Source organism: Formosa sp. S-31, from assembly GCF_051172795.1.
Classification (GTDB): domain Bacteria; phylum Bacteroidota; class Bacteroidia; order Flavobacteriales; family Flavobacteriaceae; genus Formosa.
Genome location: NZ_JAENDK010000007.1, coordinates 1 through 23,929, shown reverse-complemented (window position 1 = coordinate 23,929; position 23,929 = coordinate 1). Strand labels below are relative to the sequence as shown.

Annotated in this window: 22 protein-coding genes; 11 read left to right on the top strand and 11 right to left on the bottom strand. The window is 36.7% G+C overall.

Going from position 1 to position 23,929, the window contains the following annotated elements; genetic code table 11:
* Positions 1 to 119: 119 nt before the first annotated feature.
* From I3217_RS08460 to I3217_RS08450, 3 genes are all read right to left on the bottom strand, one after another.
* Positions 120 to 2,150 carry a M3 family metallopeptidase gene (locus tag I3217_RS08460; protein ID WP_435049327.1) on the bottom strand — a complete coding sequence of 677 codons (2,031 nt, stop codon included), beginning with the start codon at positions 2,148 to 2,150 and terminating at the stop codon, positions 120 to 122.
* 171 nt (positions 2,151 to 2,321) lie between these two features.
* Positions 2,322 to 2,801, bottom strand: coding sequence for a 5-(carboxyamino)imidazole ribonucleotide mutase (purE, locus tag I3217_RS08455; protein WP_435049326.1), 480 nt, complete (start codon positions 2,799 to 2,801; stop codon positions 2,322 to 2,324).
* 39 nt (positions 2,802 to 2,840) lie between these two features.
* Positions 2,841 to 4,001 (bottom strand): 5-(carboxyamino)imidazole ribonucleotide synthase, encoded by a 1,161-nt coding sequence (locus I3217_RS08450; protein ID WP_435049325.1) that lies wholly within the window; start codon positions 3,999 to 4,001, stop codon positions 2,841 to 2,843.
* 168 nt (positions 4,002 to 4,169) lie between these two features.
* Here I3217_RS08450 and I3217_RS08445 point away from each other — a divergent pair, with 168 nt between their 5' ends.
* The 3 genes from I3217_RS08445 to I3217_RS08435 all read left to right on the top strand — a co-directional run bounded on the left by I3217_RS08445 (position 4,170) and on the right by I3217_RS08435 (position 7,225).
* Complete coding sequence (locus I3217_RS08445) at positions 4,170 to 5,279, top strand: adenylate kinase (protein WP_435049324.1); 1,110 nt, start codon at positions 4,170 to 4,172, stop codon at positions 5,277 to 5,279.
* A gap of 232 nt (positions 5,280 to 5,511) precedes the next feature.
* Positions 5,512 to 6,510: a GTPase ObgE gene (obgE, locus tag I3217_RS08440; protein ID WP_435049323.1), complete on the top strand. Its 999-nt coding sequence runs from the start codon at positions 5,512 to 5,514 to the stop codon at positions 6,508 to 6,510.
* Positions 6,511 to 6,697: 187 nt separating this feature from the next.
* Positions 6,698 to 7,225, top strand: a complete 528-nt coding sequence (locus tag I3217_RS08435; RefSeq protein ID WP_435049322.1) for a DUF4136 domain-containing protein — start codon at positions 6,698 to 6,700, stop codon at positions 7,223 to 7,225.
* A gap of 4 nt (positions 7,226 to 7,229) precedes the next feature.
* Here I3217_RS08435 and I3217_RS08430 read toward each other — a convergent pair whose 3' ends face one another.
* The 6 genes from I3217_RS08430 to I3217_RS08405 all read right to left on the bottom strand — a co-directional run bounded on the left by I3217_RS08430 (position 7,230) and on the right by I3217_RS08405 (position 11,723).
* The gene (locus I3217_RS08430) at positions 7,230 to 8,156 is read right to left on the bottom strand and encodes a mechanosensitive ion channel family protein (RefSeq protein WP_435049321.1); all 927 of its coding nucleotides are present in this window, start codon (positions 8,154 to 8,156) and stop codon (positions 7,230 to 7,232) included.
* A gap of 385 nt (positions 8,157 to 8,541) precedes the next feature.
* The gene (locus tag I3217_RS08425; RefSeq protein ID WP_435049320.1) at positions 8,542 to 9,363 is read right to left on the bottom strand and encodes a TPM domain-containing protein; all 822 of its coding nucleotides are present in this window, start codon (positions 9,361 to 9,363) and stop codon (positions 8,542 to 8,544) included.
* Positions 9,364 to 9,365: 2 nt separating this feature from the next.
* Complete coding sequence (locus I3217_RS08420) at positions 9,366 to 9,806, bottom strand: TPM domain-containing protein (protein WP_435049319.1); 441 nt, start codon at positions 9,804 to 9,806, stop codon at positions 9,366 to 9,368.
* A gap of 4 nt (positions 9,807 to 9,810) precedes the next feature.
* A complete protein-coding gene (locus tag I3217_RS08415) occupies positions 9,811 to 10,410 on the bottom strand; it encodes a LemA family protein (protein ID WP_435049318.1) in 600 nt (199 codons plus the stop codon).
* 12 nt (positions 10,411 to 10,422) lie between these two features.
* Positions 10,423 to 10,752 (bottom strand): MerR family transcriptional regulator, encoded by a 330-nt coding sequence (locus tag I3217_RS08410; protein WP_435049317.1) that lies wholly within the window; start codon positions 10,750 to 10,752, stop codon positions 10,423 to 10,425.
* Positions 10,752 to 11,723 (bottom strand): M23 family metallopeptidase, encoded by a 972-nt coding sequence (locus tag I3217_RS08405; protein WP_435049316.1) that lies wholly within the window; start codon positions 11,721 to 11,723, stop codon positions 10,752 to 10,754. The genes I3217_RS08410 and I3217_RS08405 overlap by 1 nt, the downstream gene beginning before the upstream one ends.
* A gap of 225 nt (positions 11,724 to 11,948) precedes the next feature.
* Between I3217_RS08405 and alaS the strand changes: the two genes are divergently transcribed.
* The 3 genes from alaS to I3217_RS08390 all read left to right on the top strand — a co-directional run bounded on the left by alaS (position 11,949) and on the right by I3217_RS08390 (position 16,391).
* Positions 11,949 to 14,567, top strand: coding sequence for an alanine--tRNA ligase (gene alaS, locus I3217_RS08400; protein WP_435049315.1), 2,619 nt, complete (start codon positions 11,949 to 11,951; stop codon positions 14,565 to 14,567).
* Positions 14,568 to 14,573: 6 nt separating this feature from the next.
* A complete protein-coding gene (locus I3217_RS08395; RefSeq protein ID WP_435049314.1) occupies positions 14,574 to 15,536 on the top strand; it encodes a GSCFA domain-containing protein in 963 nt (320 codons plus the stop codon).
* A 240-nt stretch (positions 15,537 to 15,776) separates the two neighbouring features.
* Positions 15,777 to 16,391, top strand: a complete 615-nt coding sequence (locus tag I3217_RS08390) for a DUF4230 domain-containing protein (RefSeq protein ID WP_435049313.1) — start codon at positions 15,777 to 15,779, stop codon at positions 16,389 to 16,391.
* Here the strand turns inward: I3217_RS08390 and I3217_RS08385 are convergent.
* Positions 16,386 to 16,691 (bottom strand): rhodanese-like domain-containing protein, encoded by a 306-nt coding sequence (locus I3217_RS08385; RefSeq protein ID WP_435049312.1) that lies wholly within the window; start codon positions 16,689 to 16,691, stop codon positions 16,386 to 16,388. The two genes, I3217_RS08390 and I3217_RS08385, sit on opposite strands and share 6 nt — an antisense overlap.
* 105 nt (positions 16,692 to 16,796) lie before the next feature.
* Between I3217_RS08385 and I3217_RS08380 the strand changes: the two genes are divergently transcribed.
* Positions 16,797 to 17,552, top strand: coding sequence for an enoyl-CoA hydratase/isomerase family protein (locus I3217_RS08380; protein WP_435049311.1), 756 nt, complete (start codon positions 16,797 to 16,799; stop codon positions 17,550 to 17,552).
* 4 nt (positions 17,553 to 17,556) lie between these two features.
* Here I3217_RS08380 and I3217_RS08375 read toward each other — a convergent pair whose 3' ends face one another.
* Positions 17,557 to 19,317 carry an aromatic amino acid hydroxylase gene (locus I3217_RS08375; protein ID WP_435049310.1) on the bottom strand — a complete coding sequence of 587 codons (1,761 nt, stop codon included), beginning with the start codon at positions 19,315 to 19,317 and terminating at the stop codon, positions 17,557 to 17,559.
* A 204-nt stretch (positions 19,318 to 19,521) separates the two neighbouring features.
* Between I3217_RS08375 and I3217_RS08370 the strand changes: the two genes are divergently transcribed.
* The 4 genes from I3217_RS08370 (at position 19,522) to I3217_RS08355 (ending at position 23,548) form a co-directional block, all read left to right on the top strand.
* Positions 19,522 to 20,814 (top strand): DUF445 domain-containing protein, encoded by a 1,293-nt coding sequence (locus tag I3217_RS08370; RefSeq protein ID WP_435049309.1) that lies wholly within the window; start codon positions 19,522 to 19,524, stop codon positions 20,812 to 20,814.
* A gap of 31 nt (positions 20,815 to 20,845) precedes the next feature.
* Positions 20,846 to 21,316: an OsmC family protein gene (locus I3217_RS08365; RefSeq protein WP_435049308.1), complete on the top strand. Its 471-nt coding sequence runs from the start codon at positions 20,846 to 20,848 to the stop codon at positions 21,314 to 21,316.
* Between the two features lie 50 nt (positions 21,317 to 21,366).
* Positions 21,367 to 21,951, top strand: coding sequence for a HutD/Ves family protein (locus tag I3217_RS08360; protein ID WP_435049307.1), 585 nt, complete (start codon positions 21,367 to 21,369; stop codon positions 21,949 to 21,951).
* Positions 21,952 to 22,039: 88 nt separating this feature from the next.
* Positions 22,040 to 23,548 carry a pyruvate kinase gene (locus tag I3217_RS08355; RefSeq protein ID WP_435049306.1) on the top strand — a complete coding sequence of 503 codons (1,509 nt, stop codon included), beginning with the start codon at positions 22,040 to 22,042 and terminating at the stop codon, positions 23,546 to 23,548.
* Positions 23,549 to 23,929 lie beyond the last annotated feature (381 nt).

The window sequence follows — 23,929 nt, the reverse complement described above, 5'->3', positions numbered from 1 at the left end:
TTAATATGAAGTTCTTATATAAAAGTAGTAAAACTATTTCATTAAAATATTAAAGTCATTGTAAGGTTTTCTATGAAAAAGCCCCTCATAGTCATAAAGAAAAGAGGGGCTTGAGATTATTATTTAATCAATCCGGCGCGTTTTAATAACGCTTCCGGTTGCGGTTCTTTTCCTCTGAATTTTTTATATAAAGTCATCGGGTCTACAGTGCCGCCTTGAGATAAAACGTATGTTTTAAACTTTGTTGCAACGTCTTTATTGAAAATACCTTGTTCTTTAAAATATTCAAAAGCATCGGCATCCAGTACTTCAGCCCATTTGTAACTGTAATAGCCAGAAGAATAACCACCCTGGAAAATATGAGAAAAAGAAGTACTCATACAGTTTTCTGCAACATCAGGATATAATTTTGTGCTTTCGAAAGCCTTTAATTCCTGTGCTTTTACATTGGTTATAGCTGAAGGATCCTGACCATGCCAGCTCATATCCAGCAGTCCAAAACTTATCTGACGCAGGGTTTGCATACCCTCATTAAAGGTCGCCGATTCTTTTATTTTAGAAACCAGTTCCATAGGAATGAGTTCTCCTGTTTCGTAATGTCTGGCAAAAAGCTCTAAGGCATCTTTTTCATAACACCAGTTTTCCATTACCTGACTTGGCAGTTCTACAAAATCCCAGTATACACTTGTTCCGGAAAGGCTAGGATAGGTCGTGTTGGCAAGCATGCCATGTAACGCATGACCAAATTCATGGAACAGTGTTGTAACCTCGTTAAAGGTTAAAAGCGAAGGCTTACTTTTAGTCGGCTTGGTAAAGTTGCAAACTATGGAAATGTGCGGACGGCTATTGTCTCCGTTTTTAATAAACTGAGGTTTGTAAACCGTCATCCAGGCACCATTGCGTTTTCCCGGTCTTGGGAAAAAGTCGGCATAATAAACAGCAACCAACTGGCCATCGCTATCGGTTACTTTATAGGTTAAAACTTCCGGATGATATTTGTCTATGGTGTCTATTTCTTCAAAATGCAGACCGTACAGTTTTTCTGCGATGGTAAATGCGCCAGCGATTACATGTTCTAATTTAAAATAAGGTTTTAGCTTTTCATCATCCAGATCGAATAACTTTTGCTTTAGTTTTTCAGCATAATAAGCCGAATCCCATTTTTCAAGCTGGTCGATGTTATCAAGTTCTTTTGCAAAAGCTTCCAGGGTTTTAAATTCTTTTAAAGCGGCAGGTTTTGCTTTGTCCAGCAAATCGTTTAAGAAATTAAGAACAGTATCTGGAGTTTTGGCCATACGTTCTTCAAGAACGAAATCGGCATGTGTTTTGTAGCCCAGTAAATTGGCACGTTCATGTCTTTTTTTAGCAATTTGTAAAACGATATCCTGATTGTCTAATTTATCGTTGTGGAATCCTTTTTTACCGAATGCAATAGCCAGTTTTTTACGTAATTCCCGATTTTCAGCATAAGTCATAAACGGAATATAGCTCGGGTAATCCAGAGTAATTAACCAACCCTCCTTGTCTTTAGATTCTGCCAGTTGTCTTGCTGCTTCTTTTGCCCCTTCAGGAAGACCAGTTAAATCATCTTCCTCGGTAATATGCATCTCGAAGGCATTGGTTTCAGCCAGAACATTTTCTCCAAAACTTAATTTTAGCTTACTCAGTTCTTTATCCAGAGTTCTAAGTATCGTTTTTTTGTCTTCCGGTAAATTGGCACCGTTTCTGGAAAAGCTTTTATACTTTTTTTCTAAAAGCATGCTTTGCTCTTCATTTAAATCTAAAGTGTCTTTTATGTCGTAAACCGCCTTGACGCGCTTAAACAGTTCGGCATTAAGAGTTATGTCATTTCCAAATTCAGATAGGAGAGGAGATACTTCCTGAGCTATTTTTTGAATTTCATCATTGGTTTCTGCCGAATTAAGATTGAAAAATATACTAGTTACCCGATCTAATTGCTGACCGGTAAACTCTAATGCCTCAATTGTATTTTCGAAAGTTGCCGATTCGGGGTTTGAAGTAATGCTATCTATCTCTGCTTTAGTATCTTCAATTAATTGAGTGATTGCCGGAAGAAAATCTTCGTTTTTTATAGCATTAAAGGGGGCTGACTGATATGTTGTGCTGAATGTTTGTTGTAAAATATTCATACTGAATAGTAATTTTGTATAATTAAATGTTAAATAAACATTTTTTTTATGGTAAATTTAATTATTGGTATATCTTTGCCAAGATTTTTTTCATAAAAGAGCTGGTTACTCTGAAAAAATTTATTGATTAATAGCGAAAAAAAGCCTCGAATCCTCGAGGCTTTTTTGTTTTTACAAGTCTTTTGCTGATTCTATAACTTTAGCTTTAAGACCTTCTTTATAGAGTATTATTTTATCCAATACACATTTGTCTGAACTTCCAATAATTTGTGCCGCCAGAATTCCTGCGTTTTTTGCTCCGTTTAGCGCAACCGTGGCAACAGGAACACCTCCTGGCATTTGTAAAATAGATAATACAGAATCCCAGCCGTCTATAGAATTACTGCTTTTTACAGGAACTCCAATTACAGGAAGAGGAGAAAGTGAAGCTACCATACCTGGTAAATGTGCTGCACCACCAGCGCCGGCAACAATAACAGAAATACCACGAGTATGGGCATTTTTACTGTAATCGAATAATTTTTCCGGAGTACGATGTGCAGATACTATATCTACTTCTACTTCTATATCAAAACCTTTTAAGATGTCTATGGCATCTTGCATTACAGGAAGGTCGCTCTTACTTCCCATAATTACACCTACTTTACTCATAATATGTTGTTTTTTTCACTGGTATATTCTACCGGGATATTAGTTTTTGTTTGTAATTACTTCTATGCTTTTTTTAACGTTTTCAGCAATTTTTCGGGCTTCGGCCATATCTTCATTTACTATGGTTACATGTCCCATTTTTCGGAATGGTCGGGTTTGTTTTTTGCCGTAAATATGAGGCGTAACACCTTCCATAGCCATAATAGATTCTATATTTTTATAAATTACATCACCAGAATGACCTTCGGCACCAACAAGGTTTACCATAATACCATTAGTTTTATTGGCTGTACTTCCCAGTGGCAAATCTAAAACAGATCTTAAATGTTGTTCGAATTGCGATGTATAACTGGCTTCGATACTCTGGTGTCCTGAATTGTGAGGTCTTGGAGCCACTTCGTTAACTAAAATGTCATCATTTTTAGTCTGGAACATTTCCACCGCCAGTAAACCAACATGATTGAACGCTTTAGCTACTTTTAGAGCTACATCGGTAGCTTTTTTCGCCACGGCTTCGTCTATCCTTGCCGGACAAATTACATATTCCACCTGATTGGCTTCCGGGTGAAATTCCATTTCAACCACAGGATACGTTTTTATGTCTCCCGAAGGGTTGCGGGCAACAATTACAGATAATTCGTTTTTAAAAGGAACCAGGGTTTCTGCAATACATTCTACATTAGGAAGGCTATCTAAATCGGAAATTTCGCGAACGATTTTTACCCCTGTGCCATCGTAACCAAATTGAGCACTTTTCCAAACGAAAGGTAACTCAAGGCCGCCGTTAGAAATGGCGTCTTTAATTTCTATGGTGTAAGCAAATCTGGAAAAAGGAGCTGTAGGTATGTCGTGATCTACATAAAACAATTTCTGTTTTGCTTTATTCTGAATGGTGCGTAATGTTTTAGAGGCTGGAAATACTTTTATACCCTCTTTTTCCAGAGCTTCAAGCGCATTAACATTTACATTCTCAATTTCTATGGTTAACACATCAACCTGTTTTCCAAAATTGTAAACGGTGTCGTAATCCATTAAATCACCCAGGTGAAATTCGTTACTTCCAACTTTACAAGGTGCTTCAGTACTCGGGTCTAATACAGAGGTGTATATGTCGAATTTTCGCGTTTCTGTAAGCAGCATTTTTCCTAATTGACCACCGCCAAGGATTCCTAATTTAAAATTTGAAGAAAAGTAATTCATGTAATTCTTGTTTGTACTGTGTTTTTAGACCCTGCAAAAATACATTTTAATATCAAATTTATTTGCAATTTTAGGAATCAATACACTGAAAACCTTTTTCTGAAATTAGATAATAGAATGCAAATGTTTATCTTTGCACAGAATTAACAAAAACAGGTTGTCTTAATTATGATTAAACTTCATGACAAATTTTTTAAGCCGTTTATTTCTGCGAAACAAATAGACGAAGCCTTACAAAAAATGGTAGATCAGATCGCAGTAGATTTTGCTGACGAGATTCCTGTTTTTGTAGGGATTTTAAACGGATCGTTTATGATTGTAAGCGATTTTGTAAAAAAATATCCAAACCCATGCGAGGTAACTTTTATTAAACTGGCGTCTTATGAAGGTGTGAAATCTACAGAGGATATTCAGCGATTAATAGGGTTAACTCAGGATTTAACAGGACGTACAGTAATTATTTTAGAAGATATTATCGATTCGGGAAGAACACTTGCCGAAGTACACCGCATTTTTAAGAATGAAAAGGTTAAGTCTTTAAGCATTGCAACTTTATTTTTTAAACCAACAGCCTACAAACGCGATTTTAAACTGCATTATGTAGGTATAGAAATTCCCGATAAATTTATTGTGGGATACGGCTTGGATTACGACGGGTTAGGACGTGATTTGCCGGAAGTATATCAAATTAAAACAACTCAACATATGACAAATTTAGTCCTATTTGGACCTCCAGGTGCTGGAAAAGGAACACAAGCAAATTTCTTAAAAGAAAAATACAATTTAGTACACATTTCTACAGGCGATGTGTTTCGCTTTAATATTAAAAATGAAACAGCTTTGGGAATGCTAGCTAAGTCTTATATGGATAAAGGCGAATTGGTTCCGGATGAAGTGACTATTGATATGTTAAGTGCAGAGGTAGAAAAAAATGCCGCAGCAAACGGATTTATTTTTGACGGGTTCCCACGTACAGACGCTCAGGCAGCTGCTTTAGATGCTTTAATGCAGTCTAAAGATTCTGAAATTAGTGCCATGATCGCTCTTGAGGTGGAAGATCAGATTTTAATTGATCGTTTATTAGAACGCGGAAAAACCAGTGGTAGAAGTGATGATGCAGACGAAAGTATTATTGCAAACCGTATTAAAGAATATTACAAGAAAACAGCAATTTTAAAAGATTATTACGCAGGTCAAAATAAATATTTTGGCGTAAACGGGGTAGGTTCTATAGAAGAGATTACAGAACGTTTAAGTGCAGTTATCGATACATTATAAAAATTACGCCTAGATTTTAGGACGCTCTAAATTAGAGTGATAGCTTAAAAACCATATCAGAACAGTATGTTTTGGTATGGTTTTTAAAGTAAATATCTTTAGGTAAAGTCTGTGACCTATTCCATGTTGAATAATACGTATTTTAATAGGGACAGACAAAGTAGATAAGGATTTCGATTATCCTGGAATTAAAAAAATAAAATGCTCCAAGCGAGTATAAAACAATAAAACAATGACTGAGGGGAATTTTGTAGATTATGTTAAGATTCATGTTACGTCTGGTAACGGGGGTAAAGGATCTGCTCATTTACATCGTGAAAAATATATAGCAAAAGGAGGTCCGGATGGTGGTGATGGTGGTCGAGGAGGTCATGTTATTATCAAGGGAAACCCAAATTTATGGACGCTTTACCATTTAAAGTTTAAGCGTCATTTACGTGCCGGACATGGAGAGCATGGTAGTAGCGGGCGTAGTACGGGTGCCGATGGTGAAGATGTTTATCTCGAAGTACCTTTAGGAACGGTAGTACGCGACACAGAAACTAATGCCGTACTTTTTGAAATTACCGAAGATCAGGATGAGCGTATTATCTGTAAAGGTGGTTTAGGTGGTCGTGGAAACTGGCATTTTAAAACGGCAACGAATCAAACCCCGCGCTATGCGCAGCCGGGAATGCCGCTTGAAGAAAAGGATATCACTTTAGAACTTAAACTTCTGGCCGATGTAGGACTTGTTGGTTTTCCTAATGCAGGAAAGTCTACCTTGTTGTCTGTGGTGACTTCTGCTAAACCTAAAATTGCAGATTACGAGTTCACAACTCTGAAACCAAATTTGGGAATTGTAAAATACCGCGATTTTCAAACTTTTGTAATGGCAGATATTCCTGGAATTATTGAAGGTGCTGCCGAAGGAAAAGGCTTGGGGTATTACTTTTTGAGACATATTGAGCGAAACTCGACATTGTTGTTTTTAATTCCAGCCGATGCAGAAGATATTACAAAACAATACGAAATTTTGCTTGATGAGCTAAGACGCTATAATCCTGAAATGCTGGATAAGGACCGTTTAATAGCAATTTCTAAATGCGATATGTTAGATGATGAATTAAAAGCAGAACTTAAAGCCGAACTGGATAAAAGCTTACCGGTAGAGTATGTTTTTATTTCGTCGGTTGCTCAGCAGGGCATTACAGAATTAAAGGATAAATTATGGAAAATGCTTAACGATTAAACGTGTTTTCTCTACAAAGTATTTAAAAGAAGCCCTATAAGGCTTCTTTTTTTATGGCCGTAATTTTGTAAATTTAAGTAATTGTCTCTTGAGTGAGACCTCAAAGTATTTCATGAGAATCTTACGTTTTTAAAAGTAATAAGATCATTGAGAATTTAAATTATGATAAAAATGTAAAACTACGTTTATGAAAGGTGTCACTGTTGTTTTAGTAATTTTAGTTCTGTATGGCTGTACTTCGGTTAATGTGGTTCATGATTATGATCGTAATGTCAATTTTCAGAATTATAAAACATATAATTATTATTCCGGAATTCAGGGAGGAATGAGTGATCTGGATATTAAGCGACTAATACAGGCCTTAGATTCCGGTTTAGAAACTAAAGGTTTTTATAAATCGGAATCGCCGGATTTTTTAATTAATGTATCGGGAATACGCATGGAGTCGGATTCCAGAAATACGGTTGGTGTAGGTATTGGTGGCAGTGGAGGAAATATAGGTGGAGGAATCTCGTTTGGTATACCATTAGACCAGAACCAAAGAGTTCATAAATTACTGGTGGAATTTGTGGATCCGGAGGAAGTCGGGTTGTTCTGGCAGGCAGAGGCTGAGTTTCAAATCTCCTCGAATACAACTCCCGAAAAGAAACTAAAAACATTTCAAGCTTTAACAGAAAAGTTACTGTCGGGGTTTCCTCCAAATACCAACAACTAGCGATTTAAGAAGCTAATTTTTCCTGTTGTTCTTTTAAGGTAACACGGGTTTTTGGTAGGCTTTCCGGATAATTATTTTTAATAAAATCTACCATCTTTTCCCGAATATGTACTCGTAAATCCCAGGCGGTAGGCGAGTTTTTAGCACTCACCAGAATACGTATTTCAACCGTAGATTCAGTCGTGTCTGTTACCTGAAGCACATTTACTTTTTTGTCCCACAGCGGTGTGTTTTCCAACTGTTTTGTAAGTTCGGTACGTAAGGCATCAAATGGCACGGTATAATCAGTGTAAAGAAAAACGGTCCCAATAATATCGGCACTGGTTCTGGTCCAGTTTTGAAATGGTTTTTCCAGGAAATACGACGCTGGTAATACTAGGCGTCTTTTATCCCATAATCGTACTACAACATATGTTAAATTAATTTCTTCAATCCATCCCCATTCACCTTCAACAACAACGGCGTCTTCTATCCGGAAGGGCTGAGTTATGGCAATCTGTATTCCGGCGAGTAAAGCTCCAACCACCTTTTGGGCCGACAAACCAAGGATGATACCCGCAACTCCCGCAGAAGCAAATAGTCCCATGCCAAACTTTTTAATACTTTCAAAAGACAATAAAATAAGTCCCACAGCTACCATGATAATTATGAAAATGGCTATTTTTTCTAAGATGTCTATTTGCGTATGTACTTTACGGGACTGTAAATTGTTTTCTACCGTAATATCATAGTGGTTCAGAAAACGCCTTTTAAATTTTTTCAAGACTTCAATAACTACCCATGCACCACTTGCTATAAGGAAATTATTTCTTTGATCTAAAATCATGGCCAGATCAAGGTTGAAAGTATGGGCAATCCAAGACAAAGGTTTTATAAATAGAATCGTGCAGAAAATGAGGAGACTTAAAATAAATTTGTAGTACTTTTTCATAAAATAACAATTTAAAACGAATGAAGAAGCGTCTTCGGTTAGGAGTATAAAACCACTGTCAATATTTATAAACAGGGTATTGACAGGAATAGAATTATAGCCTTTTTTGTTTTAAATGTATATAAAAAAATGGCAATTAGAAAAGATAATGGTTGAAAATAAGGTGTTTATGAAAACAGGAGGGCTGTATAAATTTTCCCTGATGTTTAGAGCTAAAATAAAATGTGATAGAGGAAAATTAAAAGAGTCGAAGTGATTTTTTATAGACGCTAAAAACAAAGCTTATTAAAAAGTACTTTAGGAGAGTAATTAAAAAAGTATAGGTGTGATAGGTTGCATGAATCACTATCTTACAAGATAGCTTAGTATGATTGAATTTGGGGGATTACCAGCTTCCTCCGGCACCGCCACCGCTAAAGCCGCCGCCACCAAATCCACCGCCGAAGCCTCCTCCGAAACCACCACCGCCTCCAAAGCCGCCTCCGGAACTTCCTCCAAAACCGCCACCATAGCTGCCGCGTCCCATATTACTTAAAATTATAGCGTCCCATATACTTGGTCCTCTGCGATGCCCGCCGCTTCCGCCGCCACCGCCGCGTTTGTTTTTGGATATGGCTATTAAGAAAATAAGAAACATAATAATCATGAAAAGTACAAGCCCTGCAGGTAATCCATCATCCTGAGCAGATTTTCTTGTCCCTTGATATTCTCCCATTAAAAGCTGAAAAATAGCATCGGTTCCTTTGTTAAGTCCTTCGTAATAATTTCCGGTTTTAAATTCAGGAATAATAACTTGTCTTGTCATTTCGCCTACTATTCCGGCCGTAAGTTTATGTTCAACACCATACCCAGGAGCAATCCATATTTTTCTGTCTTCTTTGGCTAAAAGCACAAAAACGCCATTATCTTCTTTGGCTTGACCTATACCCCAATCCTGAGCCCATTTAGGGGCTAACAGACCTATGTTTTCGCCTTTGGTTGTTGCTATAATAGCTATTACGATTTGAGTGGATGTAGTGTCTGAGTATTTTACAAGTTTGTCTTCAAGAGCACTTTTCTCAATAGGTGTCAATAAATTTATATAATCGTACACACTGGTTTGAAATTCCGGTTTGTCGGGAATGTCAAATTGAGCGATAGTGATTTGGGAAAAACATAACGCTATAGTGCAGGTTACTATTAACCAGATGTGTTTTACTTTATACAAAATTATCCTTTTGATATATCGTTAGGTAACTCGTTTAAATTGCTGGCATCCCATGGGAAATTGGACTCTAATTCCTTTCCCGCGCGAAGCACACCTTCAATTAAGCCTTCTTTAAAATGGCCTTGTTTAAAGTGCGATTGTATAATGTCTTTAGTCGCATCCCAGAAGTTGTCTGGGACCACATCGTTGATGCCTTTGTCGCCGTAAATGACAAAGGTTTTATCTTCGACGGCAACATAAATCAATACACCATTTCTTAGTTTCGTGTTGTCCATTTTTAGAATGTGAAAGACTTCCATAGCACGCTCGTAAGGATCTATGGAAGCGCTCCCTTCTATATGGATACGGATTTCCCCGGACGTTTTGCTTTCTGCCATACGAATGGCGTCTACAATCTCGTTTTCTTCCTTTTTACTAAGAAAATGTTCTACTTTAAAATTCATAATCTTATTTAAAATCGAAGTCTACGTCTACAGGCTTTTCTGCTCCGGCTTCCGAATCGAAATACGGTTTGGATTCAAAGTTTAGAATGCCAGCCAATATAGAATTCGGGAAGGTTTTTATGTGGTTATTGTATGGTTTTATAGCCTCATTATACCTGACACGAGCAGTTTGTATTGTGTTTTCCGTGCTAGTTAATTCATCCTGAAGTTTCAGGAAATTTTGATTGGCTTTAAGGTCGGGATACCGTTCTACTGAAACCAGTAAACGCGACAGAGCACTGCTTAAGCCGCCCTGAGCTTCGTTAAATTGCTGTAACTGTTCTGGAGTAATATTCTCTGGATTTATAGTGGTAGCAGTGGCTTTTGCTCGCGCTTCGATAACTTCGGTTAAAGTCGATCTTTCAAAGTCGGCTGCTCCTTGTACTGTTTTTACCAGATTACCAATTAAATCGTTTCTTCGCTGATAGGATGTTTGTACATTCCCCCAAGCTTCACTTACGTTTTCGTTAAGTCTTACAGCTGTATTGTTAAATCCAACACCCCATCTGTACAGACCAAATAAAACAACGGCAATAATGATTACCGGAATTAGCCATTTTTTCATAATCGGTAGTTTTTAAAGTTGATTTTTAATTTTAATAAGTTGGTTCTTAATCTCTTCGAGTTTATTGATTATATCAAAGTTACTTAAAGTTTTCTGTTTTTCTTCCTTTAAATGGATTTTTGCGCCGTCGAGCGTAAAACCTCGTTCTTTTACCAAATGGTAAATTAATTTCAGGTTTTTAATGTCTTCGGGAGTAAACTTTCTGTTGCCTTTGGCATTTTTTTTAGGTTTTAATACATCGAATTCTTTCTCCCAGAATCGAATTAATGAAGCATTTACGTTAAAAGCTTTGGCGACTTCGCCTATACCGTAATATCGTTTTTCAGGGAGATCTAAATGCATTAGTCTAAAGATTGATTTTCAAGAGAAGCTTTTTCTAACAAGCTGTTGTATTCTTCCGGGGTTAAACTGCCGTAATAAAAATTAGTTGGGTTAATGCGTTTATCGTCTTTAAAAATCTCGTAATGCAGATGCGGACCTTGAGAACGTCCTGTGCTGCCCACGAATCCGATAAGATCACCGCGTTTTACTTTCTGATTTTTTTTAACGTTGTATTTGTAAAGATGCGCATACAAACTCACATAACCGTAACCGTGGTCAATTCTAATATGGTTTCCGTAACCTGTAGAACGATTGTCTGCGCGAATTACTTTTCCGTCGCCAGTGGCATAAATTGGTGTCCCTCTTGGAGCGGTAAAGTCCATGCCGTAATGAAATTTTCGAGCCTTGGTAAACGGGTCCGTTCGGTAGCCGTAACCAGATGCAATACGTGTTAATTCTTCATTACTTACAGGTTGTATGGCTGGAATGGCAGCCAGAAGTTTTTCTTTGTCTTCTGCCAGTTTTGCAATCTCATCAAGCGATTTAGACTGCACTACAATTTGCTTCTGTAAAATATCTAATCGTTTATTACTGGCTATAATCAGCTTGGAATTGTCGTATCCTTCCAGGTCTTTGTAACGATTAATTCCACCAAATCCAGCTTTGCGCTGCTCTTCCGGTATAGGGTTGGCTTCAAAATATACCCGGTAAATGTTGTTGTCCCGATGTTCAATACTCGCTAAAACTTCCGAAGCTTCGTCCATTTTTTTGTTTAGCATGTCGTATTGTATCTGCATATTTGCCAATTCGCGTTTCAGAGCCTTTTCCTTTGGGGACTCTACGTACTGACTGGTGATAAAAACGGTTATAAATCCAAATAAGGCTGCAGCTGTTAAAAAAAACAACGCATATTTAAATGTTCTCCTTTTTTTACGCTCTATTTTTCTGTAGGAAAGCGTTTCGGGATCATAATAATATTTAACCTTAGTCATTATTTAATTTATACTATTTTTGCAATTAATTAGTGAGAAACCCTTTGTAAGAACGGGCTCTTTGGCAAACCTACAAAAATATTTCTTTTACAAATTTATAAAACAAACAAGAATATTTTTAAGCTTGCTTATCAAGTACCTTAATTTAACAATATATTTGCACTCAAATTTAATACTATAAGCGCTTCAGTTTAGACGCTTTTTAAAACAGTTTGTTACATCATTATGAAATCGCAGGATATACGCTCTAAATATTTAGAATTTTTTAAAAGTAAAGGTCATACCATTGTGCCATCGGCACCTATGGTACTTAAAAACGACCCGACGCTTATGTTTGTCAATTCTGGTATGGCACCATTTAAGGAGTATTTTTTAGGGAATGCAGAGCCTAAAAACACGCGTTTAACCGATACTCAAAAATGTTTACGCGTTTCCGGGAAACATAATGATCTTGAAGAAGTTGGTTATGATACCTATCATCATACGCTGTTTGAGATGTTAGGAAACTGGAGCTTTGGCGATTATTTTAAAAAGGAAGCCATTAGCTGGTGCTGGGAGTTATTAACCCAAGTTTATGGTATAGATAAAGATATTTTATACGTAACTGTCTTTGAAGGTGATGAGAAAGACGGTACACCTATGGACCAGGAAGCGTACGATATTTGGAAGGCGATTGTGCCGGAAGACCGTATACTTATGGGAAATAAGAAGGATAATTTCTGGGAAATGGGAGATCAGGGACCATGCGGACCTTGTAGCGAAATTCATGTCGATATTCGTTCGGCTGAAGAAAAAGCCAAAGTATCAGGAAAAAGTCTGGTAAATTCCGATCATCCACAGGTGGTAGAAATCTGGAATTTGGTATTTATGCAGTATAACCGTAAGGCCGATTCCAGCCTTGAAGTGTTACCAAATAAGCATATTGATACGGGTATGGGATTCGAGCGTTTATGTATGGTACTTCAAGGTGTACAGTCAAATTACGATACCGATGTGTTTACACCGATAATTCGTGAGATTGAAGCCATTTCTAAAACCAAATACGGAAAAGACGAAAAAGTAGATGTTGCCATTCGTGTTATTTCAGATCATGTTCGTGCCGTATCATTTTCTATTGCAGATGGACAGTTGCCAAGTAATACCGGAGCAGGATATGTCATTCGTAGAATTCTGCGTCGTGCCGTACGTTACGGGTTTACATTTTTAAATGAAAAGGAACCATTTATTTACAGACTAGTAAATGTGTTAAGCGATAAAATGGGAGACGCTTTTCCGGAATTGAAATCGCAAAAACAACTAATCCAAAATGTAATTAAAGAAGAAGAAGCTTCGTTTTTAAGAACTTTAGATCAGGGCTTAATACTTTTAAATGGCATCGTAGAAAACGCTTCGACTAAGATGATCTCTGGAGAAAAAGCTTTCGAGCTATATGATACTTATGGTTTTCCTATCGATTTAACTTCGTTAATTTTACGAGAAAAAGGATTTCAGTTGGACGAAGCTGGTTTTCAGACTGAAATGCAGAAACAAAAATCGAGATCGCGATCTGCCAGTGAAATGTCTACAGACGACTGGACCGTTTTGATAGAAGATGCAGAGGAGGAATTTGTTGGTTACGATACACTGGAAGTTAATGTTAAAATTGTACGTTACAGAAAAGTTGTATCTAAAAAGGATGGTACCATGTATCAATTGGTATTTAATATCACACCATTTTATCCGGAAGGCGGAGGGCAAGTCGGAGACAAGGGGTATATTGAATCTCCTAATGGCGATGTAAACTATATTTTAGATACTAAGAAAGAGAACAATGTTATAATACATCTGGTAAAAGAATTACCGGCTGATTTAGATGCAGTACTAAAAGTAGGTGTCGACCAGAGACAACGTTTTAAAACGGCTTGTAATCATACAGCAACACATTTATTGCATCAGGCGTTACGAGAAATTCTTGGAGAACATGTGGAGCAGAAAGGCTCTGCAGTACATTCTAAAAACTTAAGATTCGATTTTTCTCATTTTTCAAAAGTGACTCAGGAAGAATTAGAAGATATAGAAAACTTTGTAAATGCGCGTATAGAAGGAAAATTACCTTTGCAGGAGCAACGCAATATTCCTATGCAACAAGCTATAGACGAAGGCGCAATGGCGCTTTTTGGAGAAAAATACGGCGACACAGTTCGTGCTATCCGATTTGGGAATTCCATAGAGCTTTGTGGTGGTACGCATGTGGAAAACACTGCAGATATCTGGCAATTTAAAATTGTATCTGAAAGCGCTGTTGCTTCGGGAATAAGAAGAATTGAAGCGATTACGAATGAAGCGGTTAAAGATTTTTACAACGAAAACAGTAAAGTGTATTTCGAAATAAAGGAACTGCTTAACAATGCGCAGGAACCTATAAAAGCGGTTAAAACCCTTCAGGAAGAAAACGCCAGTTTGAAAAAACAGGTAGAAAGTTTACTTAAAGAGAAAGCAGGCCAGATTAAAGCTGGCTTAAAAAGTGAAGTGGAGACAATTGAAGGCATACAGTTTTTAGCGAAACAAATCGATTTAGATGCCGCCGGAATTAAAGACTTATCTTTCGAACTGGGTGGCGCTTTGGAAAATGCTTTCCTAATTTTTGGAACAGAGCAAAACGGAAAAGCCTTATTGTCTTGTTATGTGTCTAAAGATTTGGTGGCCAGTCATAATCTAAATGCCGGACAGGTTGTTCGCGAATTGGGTAAATTTATCCAGGGCGGCGGTGGCGGTCAGCCATTTTTCGCTACTGCAGGGGGAAAAAATCCAGCAGGAATAGCAGAAGCTTTAACTGCGGCGAAAGACTATATTACGAAAAAGTAATTCAAAATGAAATTTCTCACCGAAATTCCTTTTCAACAGCAACCTGACCATCAAATAGATTACAATTCGAATATTGTATTACTGGGGTCTTGCTTTGTAGAAAATATTGGTGAGAAATTAAATTATTTTAAGTTTCAGAATCTTCAAAATCCTTTTGGTGTATTATTTCAACCTAAAGCTATAGAACGACTGGTGTCTCATGCTTTAGAAGGGAAACAGTATGAAGAAAATGATGTGTTTTTATACAATGATATCTGGCAGTGCTACGATGCGCATTCCAAATTAAGTGCGGTATCTAAGACCGAAGTACTGAGTCGTTTAAATTCAGGGATTACTAAAACTCAAACCGGTTTAAAAAACGCATCGCATATAATTATAACGTTAGGCACAGCCTGGGCTTACAAGCATTTAAAAGAACAAGTTTATGTGGCTAATTGCCATAAAGTGCCGCAAAAGCAATTTTCTAAGAGCTTATTGTCAGTTGAGGAAATAGCAGACGCTTTAAAAGCTGTATTGAATAAAATTAAGGCCGTGAACCCGGAAGCTAGTTTTATTTTTACGGTGTCACCTATTCGCCATGTAAAAGATGGAATGGTAGAGAATACCAGAAGTAAATCGCATTTACTGACAGCTATTCATAGGGTGTTGGAAGAACGTAAAACTGAAAATTGTTTTTATTTCCCTTCTTTTGAAATCATGATGGATGAACTTCGGGATTATCGATTTTATGAAGCAGATTTAATTCATCCCAATCAAATTGCTATTGATTATATCTGGGAGAAATTCGGTTCAACCTGGTTAGCGTCTTCAACCAAATCGATAATGAAAACGGTAGATGGCATTCAAAGGGGATTACAACACAGACCTTTTAATGAAACATCGGAAAAACATAAGGATTTTCTTGTTAAATTGAATAAGAAAATTGCTGCGGTTAAATCGCAGTTTCCTTTTATGATGTTTAATTCGTAATCATTTTCTTTAAATTCTGAATATAATTTTCGGTTAATCAGATATTTGTGTTAATCATCTAAAATAAACCGCAAACTATTTAATTTATTTTAAATTTGAATAGCTATTAATCAATCTGTTTAAGAAGCATCAGTGGCTGTGAATTACGCTAAGGTATCACAGAAGTTGATGCTTTTTTAATGCTCTGATTTTAACAAGAGTGCATCAATTTTAATATCTTTAGTTAAAATACATTTTAAGATGCGCAGACTCATTTATCTTCTCGTTTTAGTAATTGTTGTACTTTTTACTGCCAGGTATTGTAATTCTAAGCCGTCGAATTCATCAGAACTTCTGGAAAATTCGATGCTCATTCAAAAGCAAATTAAAAACGTAGGAAAACTTGTGGTCACTGAAGGACATTTTAGTGAAGTGTTTACCTATAAGGATTCGAAAGAAGTCTTTCCATATTTAGTGACAGCCGAAAAAAAAGCACTTGTGGTAGTCAATGCAGATGTTACTGTAGGGTATGATTTAAGTAAAATTGAATACAATCTGGATGAACACACTAAAACCCTTAATATTACCTATATACCAACGGAAGAAATTAAAATTAACCCGGAATTTGAATATTACGATATTCAGGCCGATTTTTTAAATCAGTTCGAAGCCAAGGATTACAATACTATAAAGAATAAAGTAAAAGCATCTTTAATGAAAAAGGTTGAAGCTTCGGATATTAAAAAGAATGCTAAAAACAGGTTGATTAGTGAATTGTCAAAATTTTATATTTTAACGAATTCGTTAGGGTGGACTTTAACGTACAACAATACACAGATAACTTCAGAACAGGTGTTAGATAGTTTAAAATTATAATAGTTTTTTTAAAGATTGGTAACTGCCGCCATTGGTCGCTTCAATGCCGTTTATTAGTAAATATTTTACGGCCTTGGCAGAGCGAACACCACTGCCACAGCATACAATAAATGGTTTTTTTGTTGTTCTTAAAGTTTTAACGTGTTCCTGTAAATCGTTTACAGGAATATTTTCTGAGCCTAAAATATGCCCTTCGTTGTACTCCTTTTTGGTACGGACATCTAAGATAATAGCGCCTCTAGATTTAAAGTCCATTATATCTCTCCGCTGCCTTCTAAACATGAAATCCAGTAAACCCATGACTTTTTTTATAAAAATACGAGTTTTAAAAGGAAAAAGAAAGCCGTGAAGTGCTCAACTTAAAAAAAACTGTATCTTCGATTTTGAATTATTATATCAGAATTCATGGACCAATCTTACGTAAAACATACTGTAGAAAACGGTGTAGCCAATATCACATTTTACAATCCATCTCATAATGCTTTACCAGGTAAGCTGCTTTCAAAGTTAGAATCCGAAATTAAAGCTTGTGGTGAAAATGATTCAGTAAACGTTATTGTTTTACAAAGTGGTGGAGATAGAACGTTCTGTGCCGGAGCGAGCTTTAATGAGTTAATAGTAATTAACGATGAAACTGAAGGCTTGAAGTTTTTCTCTGGGTTTGCTAAAGTTATTAATGCCATGAGAGCCTGCCCTAAGTTTATAATTTGTAAAGTTCAGGGAAAAGCAGTGGGCGGAGGTGTTGGTATTGCAGCAGCTTCAGATTATTGTCTGGCCACAACTTTTGCTGCTGTAAAATTAAGTGAATTAAGTATTGGTATCGGGCCGTTTGTTATAGAACCGGCAGTGAGTAGAAAGATAGGTGTGTCTGCCATGTCTGAAATGACGATTAATGCTGAATCCTTTTTTAGTGCGCAATGGGCATTAGAGAAAGGTCTTTTTGCTAAGGTTGTCCAGACCAAAACGGAACTGGATATAGAAGCTAAAGACCTTGCCGAAAAATTAAGTACTTACAATCCGGAGGCTGTTAAAGCTATGAAAGCTGTAATGTGGCAAAATACCGAACACTGGGATCAGTTGCTTTTAGAACGTGCTAAAATTAGTGGCAAACTAGTGTTAAGCGATTTTACCAAAAGTATCCTTAGTAAGTATAAGGTATAGTTTTTTATACTTCTATAGGTTTATTAACAATATCCAGTCCATTCTGAATTAAATGCGCAACTTCTGGACGAATTTGTTTTAAGCTTGATAAGTGTTTCAATAATAGCTCTTGTATTTCTGTCAACTCATCACGGTGCGCTAATTCGTAAAGTTCCAGCGTAAGTAACCAGTCCTGCGGGTGATTTTCAATTAGGTTTTTTTGCAGCGCTAAAAAATCCAGGTTTTCTGTTTTACCTTCACGGTAGTCACGAACTTTTTGATAGAGCTTCTCTAAAGCCAGTGTGGTTTCTGTTTTTTTTATTTTAATAGTTTCCTGAGTGAGTTTATGTGTTATTAAGTTAAAGCTGTTATAATCTGAAGGTCCGGAAAAAGCAGATACTATAGATTTGCCCACAACCATATCGTAATGTCCCATTTCAGGAGTGAATAAAACAGTGTTATTGTGAGTTACGGTGCAGTTTTTAAAACAGATTAAAATGATTTTTCCCTGTAGATTACGTTTTCCGGTTATAATTTCTCCGCAAACTTTAAGGTTGTTTTCAAATTCTAAAGTAACTATTTCTCCTTCATAAATATTATAAGCTCTCAGGTCGCGCGGGCTCATGTCTTCAATAGCCAGATTGATTCCTTTTAGTTTTCCAATAGGAGAGCCAAAACCATTAGGGTGATTTTTAATACCATGTCCCACGAGTTCTTTTTCACGGTTGGCTAGTGCAGTGTTTCCCGTAGTTTGAAAATATATAGCTTCGTTATTGGCCTCTATTACCTGATTGAAAATTCCTGAAATCTGTATGCCGGTACTAAGTTCGATGGTTCCTAAAGCTTTCGAGGCAATAAGTTTTTTCAGACCTTTTAATCCGCCCGTTCTTAAGGCCATGGTGTTGGCGAATTCTTCTAAAACCAGACTTAAATGAGCAAAATCGGGGGTGACAAATAGTTGAGGTTGAGGTTTTGTAATATCGAAATTTTGATGAAGGGCTTCTATTGTATATGGTAGTTTTTTTACTTTGTCGGTCATACACCACGCACTTTCGCCAATAGAAGACAATAGTCCGGCACCATAAATTTTAGGATGTTCTAAGGTGCCGATAAGTCCGTATTCCACCGTCCACCAGTGTAAGTTTCTAATTAAAGCCATTTCACTGGGGGCTCCCATATTCTCTTGTAAGAATTCGACCTGTTTTTCTGCATTTTCAATATCAGCTTCCGGGGTATTCGGCGCTTCTTTTAGTATGGAAAGTAGTCTTACGGCTTCATATAATTCGTAGTCCTTTGCAGAAGAAATTGCTTTACAGCCTATTTCTCCGAATCGTCTTAAATATTCGGCATATTCCGGGTTGGCAATTATAGGAGCGTGTCCGGCACCTTCATGAATGATATCAGGAGCAGGAGTGTATTCAATATGTTCCAACTGTCTGATGTCGCTGGCAATAACCAGAACATTATACGCCTGAAATTCCATAAAGGCATTGGGAGGTATAAATCCATCCACAGCCACGGCAGCCCAGCCAATTTCTTGTAAAATACGATTCATACCGTACATATTTGGTATGTTATCTATAGAAATGCCGGTTTGTTTTAAACCTACCAGATACGAGCTGTGTGCTACAGAACTCAGGTAATCTACATTTTTACGCATAACATATCGCCATACAGCCTGGTTTATGAAGGTGTAGTCTTCGTAATTCTGGGGTTTTATATATTGCAGTAAATGCTTAGGTAGCCGATCTAAAATGGCATTAGATATTATATTGTTTGGTGTCATGTAGTTTTAGTTTGTTCTAGTAAAAATAGATAATCTATTTTTGAAACTCTGTTAAAGCCTGTATAAGATGCTGGTTTAATGTTTTAAAGTGCTGTGTTCCTTGTTTTAGCATTTAAAAACATAGTTGATACATGTAATATTTATTGTGAAAAGATTAAGGGATGTCATTATTTTTTATGACCTTGGTATTGAAATTCAGTCAGGATGAAAAAAAATAAATTAGGAAACCGGTCTTTGGCTATTGCCTTTTGTTTTATGGTTACGGGCCTGGTTTTAAAAAAACTTCACTTGTACGAAGGCGCTGCCCTGGAAATATTGTTAGCTGGGTTTGAAGCGGCTGTTGTTGGAGGTGTAGCCGACTGGTTTGCTGTTCGTGCCTTGTTTCAGGAAATTCCTATTCCTTATGTTAAGAAACATACCAATATAATAGTAAAAAGCCGAGAAAAACTTTCTGCAGGTATTGTTGATCTGGTAAATAACGAATGGCTCTCTAAGGAGATGATTAACGATAAAATTTCGGGTGTGTCGTTGGCAAAACCTATAGTAGGATATTTAATGGATGAAAAGAACCTGGAATCGATTAGGCAAACTTTAAAACCAGAACTGGAAGTTTTACTGGATAAAATAGATGCCCCAAATGTTGTTGCTGGTTTGGAAGATCTTGTACGGCCAGCCTGTAGGGGAAATAATCTGGCTGAGCCACTTGGAACATTATTAAAGCAAACGGTGTCAGAAAAAGATCACTATGGAATAATTAATGTGTTTTTGGATGTGCTAAAAGATAAAATTGCTGAGCCTGCAACTTTGGAGTTTTTAATATCAGAAGTTAAGATACAGGTAGGGAAACAAAAGGAAGGTTCCGCATTAAAAGGTTTTTTGGTTGGAGCCGGTCAGATTTTTGGAGCAATAAAACCCCAACGTATTGCCGAAGGTATTCAGGAACAATTATATCAGTTGGTACTGGATATTCAGGAGGCGCCTGCCGAGCATAAAATTATTCAGGCTTTAGATCGTCAATTATACGAGTATGGAGAGCGACTGACTTCCGGCAACGATAAAGCTATTGATGATGTGAATCTTTTTGGAGAACAGTTTTTGTTACGTTTGGTCGATTCAGGAATGGTAGGCAGAGCTTTAACCCGATTAAAAATGATTATTCATGAACAGATTTTTGAAGAGGAAAATGATAATACCCTGTTCTTAAAGGAAAAAATTAATACCATGTTAGTTGCATTGTATAACGATCAGTCTAAATTGGAACGAACAGATGCCTGGTTAAAGTCTACTTTATTGCAGTTAATAGATAAAAATCATCATAAAATAGGGGAGTTAGTAGCAGAAAGTCTGGGCAAACTGTCTAATGTGGAGCTGGTAAATCAGATTGAAGCTAAAGTCGGTGAAGATTTGCAATATATTCGTCTTAATGGAGCTCTTGTTGGAGGTCTTGTTGGTATGATTATTATGATTTTTAAGATTTATGTTTTAAATGTGCATTAGGGTGAGGTATTAAATGATCGAAAGGTTAATTATGGAAGCAACATTTACTTTTAAATTGAAGAACTCATGGAGCTTAGAGGAGGCACAAAGACAAAAGGCCTCGGGAGGGGCTTTAAAAACACATCAGGTATTTTTAGAGAAAGGGAAGCGTCTTGAAATTTCGGCTGAAAAGCGTTTTAAAGGAGATGGTTCAAAATTTAACCCGGAAGAATTATTATTGGCAGCCTTATCTTCCTGTCATTTTATGTCGTATTTATATGTGTGTGAATTAGCCGGAATAATTGTAGTGAATTATAGCGATTGTCCCGAAGGTATTTTGGAATTGCATAATGATGGCAGTGGAGCGTTTAGCAAGGTTATTCTAAAACCAGAAGTTACAATTGAAAATCCAAAGGATGTTGAAACAGCGAAAGCACTGCATAAAAAAGCTGGAGATTTATGTTTTATAGCAAACTCCTGTGTTTTTCCAATAGAGTATTATCCGGAAGTTAATTCGATTTAAGTAAGTTTTAAATGCTTTAGCTGTATACCTAATGTAAATATCAGAGGTAAATGAATTATCAGATATTATCACCTAAGAGTTTTAATACGAAGAAATGGAGTGGCGGAGAAACCACGGAACTTTATATTTATCCGCTGGAATCAGAATACGGAAAATTAGATTTCAAATTCAGATTAAGTACGGCTACGGTAGCAGTAAACACTTCCGTTTTTACGGCTTTACCTGGTGTTTTTCGGCAATTACTGGTTTTGGAAGGGCAAATGGAATTAGAACATATTGGACATCATAACAAGGTGTTGAATTCGGGAGTTGTTGATCAATTTAGTGGGGATTGGGAAACACATTCAAAAGGTGTTTGTGTCGATTTTAATGTAATGACTACCGCAAATACCAAGGTAGAGCTTAGTGCTGTTTTATTAAATGCGGAAGAAAAGCAAGAGTTAAATTTAGAGGCTGAATATTCAGAGATGTTTATTTATCTCTACAAAGGAGAGCTGAATATAGGTCTTGCAGATAAAGAGGTGTTGTTACGGGAAGGGGAGTTATTTTGTTTAAAACACTTAGAAGAGATCTCTATGTTGTGTTCGGCTAATTTAAATAGTATTGCTGCTTTGGTTAAAGTAGAGGTGTTTTAATTGTATTGTAAAGTTTGTTGGTGTTTTCATTCAAAAATTCATTAACGATGTTTAATTTTATAATATGAATTAAAAGGTATTTAAGGTTATGATGATTCCTAAACTAAAAATTGTAAACAGACTTCTGGTAATTCGCGAAGCATTGTTAAAAGTTGAAGAAGAACATCAGGAGCTTTTGGCTAAAATTCATAATAATTATAAGTATAGTGCTTTAAATTTTTTAAGGTATTTAAAGTTTCGGACTTACGATCTTACCGAAATTCAAAGTGAATTAACCAATTTAGGGATTAGTTCTTTAAGTCATGCTGAACGTCATGTGCTGGCGAATATCGAAAATATACTGTATTTATTAAGTGCTCACTTTCATATGGACTTTAAAGGGGAATATGATTTTGGAGAGCATCCTATCAATTATAAGAGCAGTGCCGAAATACTCCGGCAAAATACAGTTAGGCTACTTGGAGAGCATATAGGAAAACAGGGAGTCATGGTAACCTTGCCGTCAGATGGGGCAGATGCCACATTTTTATCTGGTTTACTAAATGCAGGAATGAATATAGCCAGGATAAACTGTTCTCACGATACTCAGAAAGTTTGGGCTTCCATGATTTCTGAATTACAAAAAGCCAGTGTAGAATTAAATAAGCCCTGTACTATTTATATGGATTTGTCCGGGCCAAAAATCAGAACCGATCAGATTTTTAGTCAGTCAATAGAAGAAGAAGTGAATGATGTTCGACTTCAGGAAGGCGATAGTATATTGCTACTTTCGGAACTCTCGAAATTAAAGCCAGGTAAATTAAAGAAGTATGTCGCTGCAATATCCTGTACATTACCGCAAATTATAGAAGATGCAAAGGAGGGCGATTCTATTTTGTTTGATGATGGTAAAATAGAAGGAGTAGTAGGGAAGAAAAAAAAGTCGGGTTTGGTCATTCGTATTTTAAATGCAGGACCTAATGGTAAAAAACTAAAAAAGGAAAAGGGAATTAATCTGCCGGATACACATTTAAACTTGCCATCTCTTACCAACGAAGATATTTCCAATCTCGATTTTATTTGTAAACACGCCGATGTAGTAGGTTTTTCTTTTGTGCGACAGTCTGTCGATGTAAAAGCTTTACAGCAGGAATTGCAAAAACGAGGAAGAGCAGATATGGGAATAGTTTTGAAAATAGAGAATAATGAAGCGTTTTACAATTTGCCTCATCTTTTATTTAAGGCTATGGAAAGTTCAAATGTAGGTGTGATGACTGCACGGGGTGATTTGGCAGTGGAGTTAGGAGTGGAACGATTGTCTGAAGTTCAGGAAGAAATTATGTGGTTTTGCGAGGCTGCACTTATTCCTAATATTTGGGCGACTCAGGTTTTGGAAAGTCTTGCCAAGAAAGGTGTGGCGTCCAGAGCAGAAATTACCGATGCAGCAATGTCTGTGCGAACAGAGTGCATCATGCTTAATAAAGGTCCTTATATAGTAAAGGCTTTAACAACGCTTCAGTCTATTCTGTCCAGAATGGAGAAACACCAGTCTAAAAAACAAGGCACTTTAAGAAGTTTACAGGTGGCAAGTACGTTTTTAAGTCAAAATGAAGCTTAGAATATATATATAGACTCCAATAGATTTTAGTGAGCTGATCTTTTAATAAGACTTATAGTTATGACTGATTTTTGGCATCGCAGCCTTGTGTTTAAACTTTCTTTTTACTTAACTGTTTGATTATAAGCTATGCTAAAAATATTTTATAAAAAAGGCGTTAAAAAGTTTGTTAGTTAAGGAAAAAGGGTGGTATATTTGCACCCGCTTACGGCAGGATGGATGTAGAGAAAGAGTAAGCGGACGTTCATTTACAGGAGTTTAAGATTGAAATTTTCGAAAGAAAAAAAATATCAAAAAAAGCTTGTGAGGAATAAAAAAAGGGTTGTATATTTGCACCCGCTTTCAGACGGAAGGTTTGGGAGTAAAGAAAAGAAATAAGTT